Raw genomic sequence first — 15,291 nt, 5'->3', positions numbered from 1 at the left:
CGTCTAATTACGCTGAAAGGCGCGGAAGACAGCCGAAGCCCCCCAGCCTGCGAAGATTGCGATAGCCAGAGACAAGAGCCCGTAGATCATTGGTTGTTGGCGCGAGAGATTGAACAAGAAGCGCTCAAGTCCGACTTTTTTTACTTCGATCACGGTGTTGAACTCGGAGACAACTTCACCTGAGCGGGTGAGCAAAATGCGTGTCTGATAGTCGCCCTCGATCAGGTTTGCCGGCATGGCGATCGAGGTTTTGAAAAGCGTCTGCTCTGCCACTTCCACACTGTTCTCGCGCAGCTGGTAAAGCCCGTTTGCCTTGCGGATGCGAATGACCGCCTGCACAAAACTGGCCGCGTTTTCAACTTCCATCGGAGCCCCGACCGAGCGGATGGCTCGCGGAATAGAGACGCGGTGGCGCAGGTCCTGTGTATCAGAAAGGGCCTCCCTAAAAGGTGCAGAGGTTGCTATCGCATAAAAGGCCGGAGCGCTGTCCACTTCGATTTCGGCTGTGTTGACCCAGATACCAAAACGGCGCGCTTTGCGGCGCACGGTTAGCGGCTGGTTTGGCCCGGCGACAGTGATCACGACATCGAGGGGCGGGCCTTCGGGAATGGCTCCGCTGCGTTTGACTGCACCAAAAATAAGGATTTCGGAGCCGTCAAAATTTGTGGTGATGGATACGCTTCGCTGGCTGAGGCCAAGCACGACATTTTCGGCCCATGCCGGGGGGGCGAGCAGAAGAAAAATAAGGGCGAGAGCGAGGCGCATCAGTGGCCCCCCGCAGCGCCAATGGAGTAAAGCTCTCCTGGCTGCAACAAGAGGTCAAGCGCGAGCTTTCCACAGACCACAAGCACCATGATTGCAAGCAGAATGCGCAGTTGTTCGGCTTTCATTTTCACACCGATGCGGGTGCCGATCTGTGCGCCGATCACGCCGCCGACAAGCAAAAGCACAGCCAGCACCATATCAACCGTGTAGTTGGTTGTAGCGTGCAACATCGTGGTGAAAGCAGTTACAAAGATGATCTGGAAAAGCGATGTTCCGACCACCACTTTGGTCGGCATACCGAGAATATAGATCATCGCCGGAACCATGATGAACCCGCCGCCGACACCCATGATTGCGGCGAGAATGCCTACAAGAATGCCCACAATGATCGGCGGAATAACTGAAATATAAAGCCCTGATGTCTGAAAACGCAGCTTGAAGGGCAGTTTTGAAATCCAGCCGCGCTGGCGGCGGCGCTTTGGTGCGCTGCTTGCGCCTTTCGCGCGGCGAATGGCGTTGAGGCTCTCGATAAACATAAGCCCGCCAACCACTCCGAGGAAAACTACGTAACAAAGCCGCACCAACAGATCGACCTGCCCGAGTGCCTTGAGGTAGTTAAACAGCACAACCCCGAACGCCGCCCCGATCAGACCGCCGATCAGCAGCACAGTGCCCATCTTGAGATCAACGGTCTTGCGCTTGAAGTGGGCCAGCACGCCCGAGAAGGACGAGGCCACAATCTGGTTGGCCTCCGTGGCCACAGCCACCGCAGGGGGGATGCCGATAAAGAACAGAAGCGGCGTCATCAAAAAGCCGCCGCCCACACCGAACATGCCTGACAGCACGCCCACAATGCCGCCCAGCCCAAGAAGCAGGAAGGCATTGACCGAAACTTCGGCTATGGGGAGGTAAATCATCATCTGTTTTCCTAGCGTCACCCAAGCCGCTTTTGCAAGGTGTAGAACTCGCATATTGCAGCTGGAAACATCTATTTACTCAAGCTGGCGCTATCCGGGTCTACCACTGGCTCTATTTTACGGTGCTATCTCTCTTTTATATAAGGCTCTCCGCCTGCCCGCGGAGGAATCGCCTTGCCGACAAAACCAGCCAGAATAACGACGGTGAGGATATAAGGCAGCGCCTCCATAAACTGCACAGGAATGGTGAAAGTGCCGACGTCGATGCTCTGGAAACGCACAGCAATGGCTTGCAGCAGGCCAAACAAAAGGCAGGCCGACAGCGCATGCCATGGCCTCCATTTGGCAAAGATCAGCGCCGCCAGCGCGATAAACCCGCGCCCCGCCGTCATCTCTTTGACAAACTGCGCTTGCAGGGCGGTCGCAAGATAGGCCCCTGCGATGCCACATAAAATACCGCAGATCATCACGGCGGCAAAGCGTATTCCAACAACCGAGATACCCGCCGTATCAACAGCCGCAGGGTTTTCGCCTACTGCCCGCAGGCGCAGGCCAAAGCGTGTGCGAAACAGCACCCACCATGTCAGCGGCACAAGCAAAAGCGAGAGATAAACGATGATTGTGTGGCCAGAGACCAGCTCGGAATATATCTGCATGAGCGGGCTTGCCTCGGCAATGTCGCGCACGCGTGTCAAAGCACCGGGCAGGGTGATCGGCTCGAACCGTGCGGACCCAGCAAGCGAAGGCGTGCGCCCGCCCTGTGAGAACCAGTCCTGCGCAATCAGCACCGTAAGGCCCGAGGCAAGAAAGTTGATCGCCACACCCGAGATGAGTTGGTTGCCACGGAAGGTGATCGAGGCAATACCATGAATGAGCGAAAGCGCCATCGACGCCCCGATGCCCGCCAGCATGCCAAGCCAGACATTGCCCGAGGTAAAGGCCACAGCTGCCGAAAGTAGCGCTGCCGCCAGCATTTTACCCTCAAGGCCAATGTCAAAAATCCCTGCGCGCTCCGAGTAAAGCCCCGCAAGGCAGGCCAGCAAAAGCGGTGTGGCAAGGCGCATGGTGCTATCAAGCACCTGAATGATCGTGAGAAGCTCCATTATAGCGCCCCCTTGTTTTTGCGCATCGAAAGAAAGATCCGCTCAAGCGGTGCGCGCACCATGTTATCAAGCGCCCCTGTGAACAGGATAACCAGAGCCTGAATAACCGTAATCAGCTCGCGGGGAATATTGGTCCAAAGCGCAAGCTCGGCACCACCTTGGTAAAGGAAGCCAAAGAGCAGCGCGGCGAGCAAAACCCCAACGGGGTGATTGCGCCCCATCAGCGCCACGGCAATGCCGATAAAGCCTGCGCCTTCTGTCGAATTGAGGATAAGTCGCTCGGCCTCGCCCTGTGTGGTGTTCACTGCCATAAGCCCTGCAAGCGCGCCTGAAATGAGCATGGCAACGATAGTGATGCGCACGCTGCTTGTGCCCGCGTAGTTGGCGGCGGTTTCGGAAAAGCCGAAATGGCGGATTTCGTAGCCGAGGCGGGTGCGCCAGATGAGGAGGTAGACTAAAACGCAGGCGGCAAGGGCCACGAAGAAGCTCACGTTGACAGGCGCGCTGCGAAAGAGGGGCGCAGCGGCTGTCGAGAACATGTCCTCAAAGGTGGGCAGATTTGTCGCCGCGGGGAAGCGGGCAGAGGCCGGGTCCATCGCGCGGGCGGGGCGCAGCACGTTGACGAGCATATAGCCGAGCACCGAAAAGGCGATATAGTTGAACATGATTGTAGTGATCACGATATGGCTGCCGCGCTTGGCTTGCAAATAGGCAGGGATCAGCGCCCATGCAGCCCCGAAAAGCCCTGCAAAAAAGCAGGAGCCGAGCAGCGCAAAGCTCCAGTGCGGCCAGGGAATATAGAGACAACAAAGCGCTACCCCGAGGCCCGCAATCATAGCTTGCCCCTCGCCGCCAATGTTAAAAAGCCGCGCATGAAAGGCGACCGCGACAGCGAGGCCTGTAAAGATGAAGTTGGTGGCATAATACAGCGTATAGCCCCAACCTGAGGAACGCATAAGTGCCCCCTCCACCATAAGCTTGAAGGCGGCCACCGGGTCTTCCCCGATTGCCAGAATAACAAGCGCCGAAAGAAATGCCGCGAGCAGGAGCGAAATCAGCGGCACAAGGGTGGCATCAGCCCATTTTGGCATCTTTTCCATCAGGCAGCCGCTCCGTTTTTGTCTTTGCCGTTCATACCCGCCATAAGCATGCCGAGTTCTTTTTCATCGGTCTCGCTTGGCAGGCGCTCGCCCATGATCTGCCCGTCAAACATGACTGCGATACGGTCGGAGAGCGAGAGTATTTCCTCAAGCTCGACGCTGACAAGCAATATGGCCTTGCCAGCATCCCGCAGTTCGATGATGCGCTGGTGGATAAATTCGATCGCCCCGATATCAACCCCGCGTGTAGGCTGGCCGACCAGCAGCAAATCAGGGTTGCGCTCGATCTCGCGGGCCAGAACCAGCTTTTGTTGGTTGCCACCCGAGAAGTTCTTGGCCGTCAGCTTGGCATTGGGCGGGCGCACATCAAAGCGTTCGATTTTGCCTTCGGCATCTGCAATGATCTTGCCTTGGTCCATGAACGGCCCGCGCTGAAACTCCGGGTCACGATGATAGCCGAAAATGGTGTTTTCCCATGCGGTAAACTCCATGATCAGCCCCTCGCGCTGGCGGTCTTCTGGCACATGGGCAATGCCGCGCGCGCGCCGCGATTGCCCGTCCGAGAAGCGCCCCGTGAGGTCAATCTCCTGTCCGTTCACAAGCACGCGCCCCGTGCCGTTTCGCATACCTCCGAGCACTTGCAAAAGCTCGCTCTGGCCGTTGCCCGACACGCCGGCAATGCCAAGGATTTCACCCGCACGCACATTGAGCGAAATGTCCTTGAGCCGTTGAACGCCCTTGCTGTCGGTTACCTTCAGGTTTTGCACATCCAACACGATCTCTTTTGGCTGGGCGGGCTTTTTATTGACGCGCAGCAACACCTTCCGCCCCACCATCAGCTCTGCAAGCTGCCCGGGGCTGGTTTCGGATGTCTTGACTGTAGCCGTCATCTCGCCGCGTCGCATCACGCTCACAGTATCGGTAATTTCCATGATCTCGCGCAGCTTGTGGGTGATCAGGATGATGGTTTTACCCTCTTCACGGAGGCGGTTCAGAATACGGAAAAGCTGATCGGCCTCGGCAGGAGTCAGCACGCCAGTCGGCTCGTCGAGAATGAGAATATCGGCCTTGCGATAGAGCGCCTTGAGAATTTCGACCCGCTGCTGGCGGCCCACGCCGATGTCCTGGATGAGAGCGTCGGGGTCGACGTGCAGCTCGTATTCGTCTTCCAGCTCTTTCAGCGTTTTGCGGGCCTTGGCCAGCGAGGGCCGCAAAAGCCCGCCATCTTCTGCTCCAAGGATGACATTTTCAAGCACGGTAAAGTTTTCTACCAGCTTGAAATGCTGAAACACCATCCCGATACCTGCTGAAATTGCGGCTTGGCTATCGGGAATTTGCGTCTTCTTGCCGTGAATGAAAATTTCGCCCTTATCGGCTTTGTAAAAGCCGAAGAGGATCGACATCAGTGTTGATTTCCCCGCGCCGTTCTCGCCGATTATCCCGTGGATCGTGCCGGGCATCACCTTGATTGCAATGTCTTTATTGGCTTGCACAGGGCCGAAGGCTTTGGAAATAGCTTTCAGCTCGATCGCTGGCTCTGTCATGTTTCGCCCTTCCGTGCAGCGGCCTTATCGTCGCAAAAGGCCGCGCGAGTTAAACCGCGCGGCCCTGTCATGTTTTGCAGTCGCAAATCAGAACGAGAGCGCTGGGCAGCTGTCGTTTTCGTAGTAGCTGACCACGTTGATATCGCCGGCGATGATCTTTTCGCGCGCCTCTGCGATAGCTGCTTTCATTTCTTCGGTCACGAGCGCTTCGTTGTGCTCGTCCATAGCAACGCCAACACCGTCGTCCGCAAGACCAAGCACGGTCATGCCGCCTGTCTCTAGCTCTGTGCCCGCTTTCATCGCGTTGTACACGGCCACATCGACGCGCTTGAGCATCGAGGTGAGAACCTTGCCTGAGTGCAGGTGGTTCTGGTTGCTGTCCACGCCGATCGAGAGAATGCCCTCATCCGCCGCTGTTTGCAGAACGCCAACACCGGTGCCGCCCGCTGCCGCATAGATCACGTCTGCGCCCTGGCTGATCTGGGCTTTCGCAAGCTCTGAGCCTTTTACCGGGTCGTTCCAGGCTGTCGGGGTTGTGCCTGTCATATTGGCGACAATCTTGATGTCAGGGTTCACAGCCTTTGCACCTTGGGCATAGCCGCAGCCGAAGTGGCGGATGAGCGGAACATCCATACCGCCGATAAAGCCGACAGTGTCTGTCTTGGTTGCCATCGCGGCCATCATGCCCACAAGATAGGAGCCCTGATGCTCCTGAAAGGCAATGAGTTGCACGTTTGCAGGAATGTTCTCGATCCAACCGTCAATGTTGACAAACTTGGTGTCTGGATAGTCTTTGGCCACTTCTTCAAGCGAGCCGGCGATGGCGAAGCCGGTTGTTACAACGGGGTTCGCACCCGCTTCGGCAAAACGGCGGAGCGCTTGCTCGCGCTGCGCTTCCGATTGCAGTTCGATTTCGCGGTAAGTGCCGCCGGTTTCTTTCACCCAGACTTCAGCGCCGTTAAACGCGGCTTCATTGAAAGATTTGTCAAACTTGCCGCCAAGGTCATAAATCAGGGCTGGCTCGGCCAGAGCTGCGCCCGCTGTAAGGGCAAGAGCCGCCGCGCCGCTGAGGAATTTTTGCATAAGGGTCATAGGTTTCTCCCGTTTTTATTGCGCAGGGCAGTCTCGCCGTTGCGGAAATTGAGCAGATCAGGTGATCAGGGGCAATTAGGGCGCTTTCACGGGGAAGGGTCAACCGATTCTTGCGTATTGACCTAGGGGCAGAGTGCTCTAATCCCCCAGATTCAGCGCCAGAACCAAAGCATCAGCAGCAGGCTGGCCCAAACGCTGGTAATAGCCGCGCCGCCGCCCGACTTCGGCAAATCCCAAACGCGCATAAAGCGAACGCGCGGCGATGTTGTCTGTGGCCACTTCAAGGAAAACCCTGGCCACAGTCCGCGCAGTAAGGCGGCTGATAAGCCGGCTCAAAAGAGCATGTCCGAGCCCATGGCCCTGCATCTCGGGGCTTATGGCAATGGTGAGAAGTTCCGCCTCATCAAGTGTTACCCGTGCAAGTGCAAACCCGCGTGCCTCGGCTTCGCAAACCATGCCGCTCTGCGCCAGCATGTCAGAAAGCTCCGCGGCGCTCCATGGCTTTGCGGGGAAGCAGGCGGCGTGGATATCGGCAAGGGCTTCAGGCGTCATCAAGAATACGCGGGGGCTGGTCCGAAGCAGGTGCTGCATCGGCCGCACGAATGTAAAGCGGCGCGGGTGGGGGGGCGCTCTTGGTGCTGGCAGCGATGCGCGCAATTCGCTCAACCAAGTCTTCAGGAACAGGCAAGCCGAGCGCTTCTCCAGCCTCAGAGGTGGCAACCAGCTTGGCGCTGTCACCTTCGCTTGAAAAATATACTTGCTCGCGCGGGGCAGGGAGAGCCACGGGGCTCTCCGCATCTTCCCCAAAGCGCGCGGCGGTAAAACCGCTCACCCCGATCGCGGGAATACCAAGCGAAAGAGAAAGTCCCCGCGCGGCAGAAACGGCAATTCGAATGCCCGTGAAATTTCCGGGGCCAACACCTACACCGATTTTGGACAGGTTTTGCCATCTTGCATTATGGTGTGCCAACAGCTCTTCCAGAAAGACAAAAAGCCGCTCCGATTGCCCGCGCTTCATCGGCTCATACGCCGTTCCAAGCAGGGTCTCGCCTGATAGCAAAGCGGCCGCGCAATGCGCGGCCGATGTGTCAAACGCAAGTATCAGCGGCTCAGACGGCAACAGGCCGCACCTCTGTCACCTCGGGGATATAGTGGCGCAGCAGGTTCTCGATCCCCATTTTCAGCGTGATGGTCGAAGAGGGGCAGCCCGCGCAAGCGCCCTGCATGTGCAGATAAACCACGCCGTTTTCAAAGCCGTAAAAGGTAATGTCGCCACCATCTTGCGCTACAGCCGGGCGCACGCGGGTGTCGAGCAGTTCCTTGATCTGGCCAACGATCTCGCTGTCTTCACCGGAGTGCTCTGCATGGCCGCCCGCTGCGGGGGCGCCGCTATCGGCTATCGCCGGGTCGCCAGACTGGAAGTGCTCCATGATCGCGCCCAGAACCGAAGGCTTGATGTGATCCCAGTCAACCGCATCAGCTTTGGTTACCGTCACAAAGTCGGCTCCAAGAAACACACCGCTCACGCCATCTACGCCGTAGATACGGCTCGCCAGTGGCGATGTGTCCGCGCTCTCGGCGCTCGGGAAATCGGCAGTGCCCGTGGCCAGAACGGTCTGACCCGGCAAGAACTTGAGCGTGGCGGGGTTTGGAGTGGATTCGGTCTGGATGAACATGGCTCGGGTTCCTTATCTATTTGCTCAGATATGCGCTTCGTGACAGGCAAAGTCAAGATTTGGAATGATTCTAAAGTGGCGCTTCACTGCCAACTCGCGGGATCCAGCCTGAAGAGTTGGGCTAGCTGGTCATAAAACTCGGGCTCATCCGCTTTGAGGGCCAAGGGCGTTTCAAAAAACATCTCGACGGCAACAGCAAAAAGCTCTTCATGGCCTGTCGCGCCATAGGCGTCGATTACAGTTCTGCGGCCAGAGGAGACATTTTTCACATGTCGTTCGAAAACATCGAGAAAGATGCGCTCATAGGCGGCGGGGTTGTGACCCTTACCCAAGAGCGGAGCGCCATCGGTGTGACCGGAAAGGCCGTCAAGCTGGTGGGCAAACTCGTGTAGCACCACATTGTGCCCGTCCTCGGCGTCATCGGCACCTTGCTCGCTGTGCTGCCACGACAGGATGACCGGACCGCGCTGCCAGCTTTCTCCTGTGCGCACGATCTCGCGCTCGGTCACAACGTAGCCGTTGTGCTCGGCCTGAACCGATTTGAAAGCGCTTGGATAGATCAGAACAGTGGTGAGATCGTCATACCATTCATCCATATTCACAACGAGAAGCGCGGCTTGTGCGGCGATGGAAAACTCCATTTCTTGGGTCACTTCAAGTCCGTTGCAGCCGAAAAATTGAACCTGATCGAGAAACAGGTTTATCTTGCCTTCAAGCTTGGGGCGCAGCTCGGAAGGGAGCTTTTCCAGAAGGGGAACGTATTCCGCGATGATCTCGCGCCCGTCGTCATCAAGAGGTCTAGCCAGCAGGTTGGCGCGCGCTTGCTGCTTTGAGCGGGCGCGAAAGGCGAAGGCCGCGAGGCCCGCGAGCACAAGGCAAAAGAACAGATACATCATCGCGGAGCACCTGACGTTGGAAGCGAAAAGGCCAGCCGCATATTAAACGGCTGGCCTTGCAATATAGGTTTAAAATCAGAGATCGGAAGCGTGGGTGATGACGCGCGAAAGAATGCCGTATTCCATGGCCTCTTTCGTGTCCATCCAGTGGTCACGTTCTATGTCTTTCATAACCTTTTCAAGCTTTTGGCCTGTCTGCTCGGAGATAATCCGCGCCAGACGTGCGCGCATGATCTCGATCTGCTCGGCTTGAATGGCGATGTCAGTCACTTTGCCGCCCACACCGCCTGAGGGCTGGTGGATGAGAAAACGGGTATTGGGCAGACAAACACGGTCTTCCTTATCAACCGCAAGGAAGATGTGCGTGCCTGCTGAAGCCACCCAACCGGTGCCCACAATCTTCACCCGAGGTTTGATGAAGCGGATGATATCATGGATAGAATCTCCGGCCTCGACATGTCCGCCCTGGCTGTTGAGGAAGAGCGTAATGTCGTCATCGCTGTCTGCGGCGAGGGCGAGAAGCTGGCTGACAACGCGGCTGGCCATCTTCTGGTCAATCGCTTCACAAATCAGGATTTCGCGGGCTTCAAACAGCTTTTGCGCAATACCGCCGTTTTTTTTGTCGTCGTCTTTTTTATCGTCGTTGTTCTTGTCAGTATCGCTCATTTTATGTCCTGTATTTCAGTGAGTTAAGTGATCGCTTCGAGGCGCTCTTTGGAAAGCTCGCCTGGCACGATTGTGATTGGAATTTCAAGGCTGCCCGCCGCGCGGGCCAGTTGGGTGACAAGCGGCCCAGGGCCTTTTTTGTCAGAACTCGCTCCCAGAACAAGCACACCGATTTCTTTGTCCTGCTGCACTTGCTCGAGGATTTCTGAAATAGGTTCACCTTCACGGATGACAAGCTCGGGATCAACACCTTGCCTGTCGCGCATCCACTTGGCGAAAACCTCGAAATGCGCATGGATACGCTCCCGGGTTTCTTCGCGCATGATATCGCCCACGCCGATCCAGTGATTGAACTCCTCAGGCGGGATCACCGCTAGGATTTCAACACCTCCGCCGGTTTTGGCTGCGCGCATTGCGGCAAAACGCATGGCATTGAGGCATTCGCGGCTGTCGTCCAGCACAACTAGAAACTTACGCATGTTCGGCCTCCCTGATCAGCGGGCAGAATGCAGCAAGCCGCGTTTGGGTGCAATGGCTCATGATGCGGTTGTGGCGGCCCAATCCCAATAGAGTTCACGCACACGCCGCGTAACAGGGCCAACCTGATAGCTTGTGTCATCAAAGGCCGTAACCGGCGTTACCTTGGACATATTGCCCGAGAGAAACACTTCGTCGGCTTCGTGAAAGTCTTCAAAGCCGAGCACGGTTTCATACACCGTTGTGCCATCCGCCGCGAGATTTGAGATATGCCGCGCACGGGTGATCCCCGAGAGGAAGGTTCCGTTGGCGATGGGGGTGAATATCTCGCCATCCTTAACCATAAACACATTGGCCGTGGCCGTCTCGGCGACATTTCCCATGGCATCAGCCACCAGAGCGTTGCCAAAGCCCTTGGCGCGGGCCTCGGTGAGCATTCGCGCATTGTTGGGATAAAGACAGCCTGCCTTGGCATTCACAACAGCGCTTTCCAGCACGGGGCGGCGAAAGCGTGTGCGCGTCAGCGTGGTGCTGGCTGTGTCGGGGGCAAACGGGATTTCTTCAAGGCAAATGGCAAAACCCGTTTCCTCTCGGCTCGGTACAATGGCGGTCACATCGCCACCAATGCCCCAATACATCGGACGGATGTAGACCGCCGCGCCAGGAGCATAGGAAGCAAGCCCCTCACGCACGATCGCGACCATATCTTCGGTGCTGACGGTGGGTTTGAGCATCAGCGCCTCGGCCGAGCGATTCACGCGTGCGCAGTGCAAATCAAGGTCAGGCATCAGGCCGTTTACAAAGCGGGCCCCGTCAAAGACCGTGCTGCCCAGCCATGCGCCGTGATCGGCGGCATTGATGATGGGGGCGTTACCCTCATGCCACGTGCCGTTGAAATAGGTTTTGATATTGGTTCCGACTGCCATGGTGTATCCTCTCGTTTGGCCAGAGGTTAGGCTGGCCAAAGAGGAGGGTAAAGTGCGAAATCAACCCGCTTCTGCGAGAAGTGCAGCAAGATCGAGCCGCTCATTGGTCATGTTGAGCGTGCCGTCCGCACCCCGCGGCCACTGGGCTTTCGGCTTGTCCCAGTAAAGCTCGACACCGTTATTGTCGGGATCACGCAAATAGAGGGCTTCGCTAACGCCGTGGTCGGCTGCGCCATCAAGGTTCAGGTCTGCTGCGAGAATTCGGCGCAAAGCATCTCCCAGCGCGGCGCGTGTAGGGTAAAGAAAGGCGGTATGGTAAAGCCCTGTGTGCCCCGTTGGCGGTGGTGTGCCACCTGCACTTTCCCATGTGTTGAGGCCTATATGGTGATGATAGCTCCCCGCCGCCAGAAAGGCCGCACCTGTGCCGTAGCGCTGTGTCACGGAGAAACCGAGAACACCTGAATAGAAGCCTATGGCGCGGTCAAGATCGGCTACCTTCAGGTGAACGTGGCCAATACGGGTTTGAGGATCAACAGGTTGGGACATGGCTAGGCTCCTTTGGTTTGGAGCTTAGTTAGGCCTTAAACTGCTTGATAAAAAGAGTCACCCGCGCACAGGGTTTGTGCGCGGGTGTCGATATCAGCGCACCATTCCGATAATATCATAGGTTTTCTCAAGAATAGGCGTAGCAATCGCGCGGGCGGAATCTGCCCCTTTGCGCAGGATGGCGTCGATCTCGTCCTGGTTTTCCATAAGATGCGCCATTTCGGTTGAAATGGGCGAGAGCTTCGCCACAGCCAGATCGGCCAGCATCGGCTTGAACTCGGAGAAAGCTTTGCCGCCCACATCGCGCAGCACCTCGTCAACGCTCATGTCGGCAAGGCCTGCGTAGATATTTACAAGGTTGCGCGCATCGGGGCGTTCCTCAAGGCCTTTAGCCTCTGAGGGCAGCGCCTCGGGGTCGGTCTTGGCCTTGCGGATTTTCTTCGCAATCGTGTCGGCATCATCGGTCATATTGATGCGCGAGGCATCAGATGGATCGGACTTTGACATCTTTTTCGTGCCATCGCGCAGGCTCATCACCCGCGTGGCGGCGCCTTCGATGACAGGTTCGGTGACAGGAAAGAACTCGACGCCGTAATCGTTGTTGAACTTGATGGCGATATCGCGGGTCAACTCAAGGTGCTGCTTCTGGTCTTCGCCCACAGGCACATGTGTTGCGTGATAAACAAGGATATCCGCCGCCATGAGCGAGGGATAGGCAAAGAGGCCAAGCGAGGCGTTCTGAGAGTTCTTTCCGGCCTTGTCTTTCCATTGGGTCATGCGCTGCATCCAGCCCATACGGGCGACGCAGTTAAAGACCCATGCAAGCTGCGCATGCTCGGCCACTTGAGATTGATTGAAGAGAATGGACTTCTCAGGATCAATCCCCGAAGCGATAAAGCCGGCTGCCAGCTCGCGGGTCGAGCGCTTGAGCTCGGCAGGGTCTTGCCAGACGGTGATCGCGTGCTGATCGACCATGCAGTAAACTGTTTCGATGCCCTGGTTCTGCGCTCCGGCAAATCGCTTGAGCGCGCCGAGATAATTGCCAAGATGCAAATCACCTGAAGGTTGGATGCCTGAAAAAACGCGCTTCGTGAAAGCCGCGTTGGAGGACTGCGTTTGGACCGCATCACTCATGGTATTTCTCCGATCGGAAGTCTGTGCCTAGAAGTCTGTGTCCGGCTGGCTTACTCATGGGGCAAAGCAACGTCAAGCAGAGGCCGTTATGCGCAACCAAAGCCCAGTCAATGATATCTCGCCCGTGGTCGTGGTGCTCTTTGCCGTGATGGTTCTTGTGGAGGGGGTATTTGCCGCCGCCGAGGCGGGGCTGGTTGGAGGACGCATGGGGATCGGTTGGCGGGTGGCGATGATCGAGGATTATGGCGTCTTTGGCAGTCTGGTAAGATGGATGTGGGAGCGGGGCGAATGGCCACTTGAGCACCTTTTGCGCTTTGTAACCTATCCGTTTTTGCACGGCAGCTTTGTGCATATGATCTTTGCGGCCGCGATTATGCTGGCGCTGGGCAAATATGTCGGTGACAGGTTCCGCTGGTGGGCGGTGCTTGTGGTGTTCTTTTCCGCGTCCATCCTCGGTGCGCTGGCCTGGGGCCTGTTGAAAACTGAGGCCGGTATGTTGATCGGCGGCTACCCTGCCGCTTATGGTTTGATCGGGGCGTTTACCTATATCCTCTGGCTGCAACTGCGCTCGTTGGGGGAGCCACAGTTGCGCGCGTTCCAACTCATCGGGTTCCTGATGGTGATACGGCTGATCTTTGGCCTGCTGTTTGGCTCGGATGGTGTCTGGATAGCCGAAATCGTGGGCTTTGCCACGGGCTTTGGCGTTTCGTTTCTTGTGAGTCCGGGAGGGTTTGCCCGTCTGCGTGAAGCTATCCGCGGCGCAGGGCAGACTTGAATTCAGCCAAGCGAAACGCGCCAAAAAGCTGGCCGATCCCGAAATAGGCAAACATGCTGCTCACCACCAGGAGCGCAAGTGCCAGATAGCGCCAGCCGCCCGCGATAAACAGCGGTGAAAGCGCCAGATTGGTCGCCCAGACCACGACGCCCATGGCAATCGAGGCAAAGATAATCCGCCAGATACGACTTTTGAAGCGGGTATCAAGGCGGGTGACCTCCCCAAACCTGCGTGCTCCGAAGCCAAGTTGTGCCACCATGATCCAAGCAGCCAGTGTTGCCGCCACAGCGGGTGCGAGCCAGCCGATATAGGGCTTGAGGCCAAAAGCCAGCGCGGCGTTTACGATCATTGCCAAAAGCGCGTAGCGGAACGGGCTTTTTGTATCCTCCCGGGCAAAAAACAGCGGCTGGAGTGTTTTTTGCAGCACAAAAGCGGGTAGGCCGAGGCCATAAATACTTACGGCCAATGCTGTGGCGGCAGCGTCATCGGCCGAGAAGTTGCCACGCGCGAACAGCACTGTGACGAGCGGCAAGGGGATGATGATAAGGGCCACAGCCGAGGGCAGGGTGAGCGCGAGTGAAAGCTCGGTTGCGCGCGAGTAAGCATTCTGTGCACCAGCGTCATCGCCGGCTTTGAGGCGGCGGGACAGATCGGGCAACAGCACGATTCCCACAGCGATACCGACCACACCGAGCGGAAGCTGATAGAGGCGGTCGGCGGCATAAAGCCAGCTGATGGCTTTTTCATAATCCGAAGCGACAAGCTGCCCCACAACAAGATTGATCTGCACAACTCCCATCGCCAGCGCTGCAGGCACCGCGATGCGCAACAGCTTGCCCATTTCGGGGCTGGGTCGGGGAAGCTTGGGCACAATGCGTAAGCCGGCGCGGCGGGTTGCCACATAAACCAGCACGAGCTGCGCGATCCCAGCGAACGGAATGGACCATACCAGCGCACGCGCGACACTGCCGCCCGTATGGGCTGCAAAGAGCATGGCGCAGGTGAGCAGGATATTGAGCAACACAGGCGCGGCCGCAGCGGCGGCGAAGCGGCCCGTGGCATTGAGCACACCAGAGAAGAGCGCCGCCAGTGAGATGAAGAAAATATAGGGAAAGACAATACGTCCAAAGCCTGTGGCCATATCAAAGCGCTCATCGTCCGCGAAGCCCTCGGCCGTAGCCCAAACCAGGGCCGGCATAAAGATAAGGGCAATGCCCGTGAGCGCCAGAACCGCAAGACTGAGCCAGCTGAGGGCAACGGCGGCAAAGCCTTCGGCATCTTCGCCAGCTTCGAGCTTTTTGGAAAACATGGGCACGAAAGCTGCGTTAAACGCCCCCTCGGCGAAAAAGCGGCGGAACATATTGGGCAGGCGGAAAGCCACCACGAAGGCATCCATCACAGCGCCTGGGCCAATATAGGACGAGATCAGGATATCGCGGACAAATCCCATGATGCGGCTCATGAGAGTCCAGAAGCCGACGGTGAAGATACCTGAGACGAGGCGGATTTGTTTCATGGCTGGTCTTTTGTTGTTCGTGTTTGGTGTAGACGATTGCTGCGGTGCAAGGAAGTGAGGTTTTGCGCCGTGCTTCGCACGCCGCTCAAGTGGGAGCGCTGTCTCCCACTTGCGGTATTTTAGAACAGAGAAGAAACAGAAATGGTGCGCCAATACGC

General features: G+C 57.3%; 17 protein-coding genes. 1 reads left to right on the top strand and 16 read right to left on the bottom strand.

Translation table 11 applies throughout. The annotated features are described in order from the left end of the window. Positions 1–3: 3 nt before the first annotated feature. The 15 genes from OE750_RS13245 to trpS form a co-directional block, all read right to left on the bottom strand. Positions 4–765: a TIGR02186 family protein gene (locus OE750_RS13245; protein ID WP_263764738.1), complete on the bottom strand. Its 762-nt coding sequence runs from the start codon at positions 763–765 to the stop codon at positions 4–6. Further along, positions 765–1,685: a sulfite exporter TauE/SafE family protein gene (locus tag OE750_RS13240; RefSeq protein ID WP_263764737.1), complete on the bottom strand. Its 921-nt coding sequence runs from the start codon at positions 1,683–1,685 to the stop codon at positions 765–767. The genes OE750_RS13245 and OE750_RS13240 overlap by 1 nt, the downstream gene beginning before the upstream one ends. A gap of 122 nt (positions 1,686–1,807) precedes the next feature. Beyond that, the gene (locus tag OE750_RS13235; RefSeq protein WP_263764736.1) at positions 1,808–2,785 is read right to left on the bottom strand and encodes an ABC transporter permease; all 978 of its coding nucleotides are present in this window, start codon (positions 2,783–2,785) and stop codon (positions 1,808–1,810) included. Further along, complete coding sequence (locus OE750_RS13230; RefSeq protein WP_263764735.1) at positions 2,785–3,885, bottom strand: ABC transporter permease; 1,101 nt, start codon at positions 3,883–3,885, stop codon at positions 2,785–2,787. Before OE750_RS13230 ends, OE750_RS13235 begins: the two co-directional genes overlap by 1 nt. Beyond that, the gene (locus OE750_RS13225) at positions 3,885–5,429 is read right to left on the bottom strand and encodes an ABC transporter ATP-binding protein (protein ID WP_263764734.1); all 1,545 of its coding nucleotides are present in this window, start codon (positions 5,427–5,429) and stop codon (positions 3,885–3,887) included. Before OE750_RS13225 ends, OE750_RS13230 begins: the two co-directional genes overlap by 1 nt. Positions 5,430–5,516: 87 nt before the next feature. Then, complete coding sequence (locus tag OE750_RS13220; protein WP_263764733.1) at positions 5,517–6,521, bottom strand: BMP family lipoprotein; 1,005 nt, start codon at positions 6,519–6,521, stop codon at positions 5,517–5,519. A gap of 138 nt (positions 6,522–6,659) precedes the next feature. Then, complete coding sequence (gene rimI, locus OE750_RS13215; protein ID WP_263764732.1) at positions 6,660–7,073, bottom strand: ribosomal protein S18-alanine N-acetyltransferase; 414 nt, start codon at positions 7,071–7,073, stop codon at positions 6,660–6,662. After that, on the bottom strand, positions 7,063–7,641 hold the full coding sequence (tsaB, locus tag OE750_RS13210; RefSeq protein ID WP_263764731.1) for a tRNA (adenosine(37)-N6)-threonylcarbamoyltransferase complex dimerization subunit type 1 TsaB: 579 nt from the start codon (positions 7,639–7,641) through the stop codon (positions 7,063–7,065). Before tsaB ends, rimI begins: the two co-directional genes overlap by 11 nt. Then, a complete protein-coding gene (locus OE750_RS13205) occupies positions 7,631–8,197 on the bottom strand; it encodes a NifU family protein (RefSeq protein WP_263764729.1) in 567 nt (188 codons plus the stop codon). Before OE750_RS13205 ends, tsaB begins: the two co-directional genes overlap by 11 nt. 83 nt (positions 8,198–8,280) lie before the next feature. Then, on the bottom strand, positions 8,281–9,093 hold the full coding sequence (locus OE750_RS13200) for a zinc-dependent peptidase (protein WP_263764727.1): 813 nt from the start codon (positions 9,091–9,093) through the stop codon (positions 8,281–8,283). Positions 9,094–9,168: 75 nt separating this feature from the next. After that, on the bottom strand, positions 9,169–9,759 hold the full coding sequence (locus tag OE750_RS13195) for an ATP-dependent Clp protease proteolytic subunit (protein ID WP_263764726.1): 591 nt from the start codon (positions 9,757–9,759) through the stop codon (positions 9,169–9,171). 23 nt (positions 9,760–9,782) lie between these two features. Next, positions 9,783–10,238: a universal stress protein gene (locus OE750_RS13190; RefSeq protein ID WP_263764725.1), complete on the bottom strand. Its 456-nt coding sequence runs from the start codon at positions 10,236–10,238 to the stop codon at positions 9,783–9,785. A 57-nt stretch (positions 10,239–10,295) separates the two neighbouring features. Next, a complete protein-coding gene (locus OE750_RS13185; RefSeq protein ID WP_263764724.1) occupies positions 10,296–11,162 on the bottom strand; it encodes a branched-chain amino acid aminotransferase in 867 nt (288 codons plus the stop codon). A gap of 60 nt (positions 11,163–11,222) precedes the next feature. After that, complete coding sequence (locus OE750_RS13180; RefSeq protein ID WP_263764723.1) at positions 11,223–11,708, bottom strand: VOC family protein; 486 nt, start codon at positions 11,706–11,708, stop codon at positions 11,223–11,225. Between the two features lie 93 nt (positions 11,709–11,801). Further along, a complete protein-coding gene (gene trpS, locus OE750_RS13175) occupies positions 11,802–12,842 on the bottom strand; it encodes a tryptophan--tRNA ligase (protein ID WP_263764722.1) in 1,041 nt (346 codons plus the stop codon). A gap of 88 nt (positions 12,843–12,930) precedes the next feature. On the opposite strand from trpS, the gene OE750_RS13170 reads away from it, so the two are divergent. Next, positions 12,931–13,617, top strand: a complete 687-nt coding sequence (locus OE750_RS13170) for a rhomboid family intramembrane serine protease (RefSeq protein ID WP_263764721.1) — start codon at positions 12,931–12,933, stop codon at positions 13,615–13,617. Here OE750_RS13170 and murJ read toward each other — a convergent pair. Then, positions 13,592–15,133: a murein biosynthesis integral membrane protein MurJ gene (gene murJ, locus OE750_RS13165; protein ID WP_263764720.1), complete on the bottom strand. Its 1,542-nt coding sequence runs from the start codon at positions 15,131–15,133 to the stop codon at positions 13,592–13,594. The two genes, OE750_RS13170 and murJ, sit on opposite strands and share 26 nt — an antisense overlap. Positions 15,134–15,291: the final 158 nt, after the last annotated feature.

The sequence above is a fragment of the Lentibacter sp. XHP0401 genome, from assembly GCF_025751535.1.
Taxonomy (GTDB): Bacteria; Pseudomonadota; Alphaproteobacteria; order Rhodobacterales; family Rhodobacteraceae; genus Lentibacter.
This window is presented reverse-complemented; position numbering and strand designations above follow the sequence as displayed.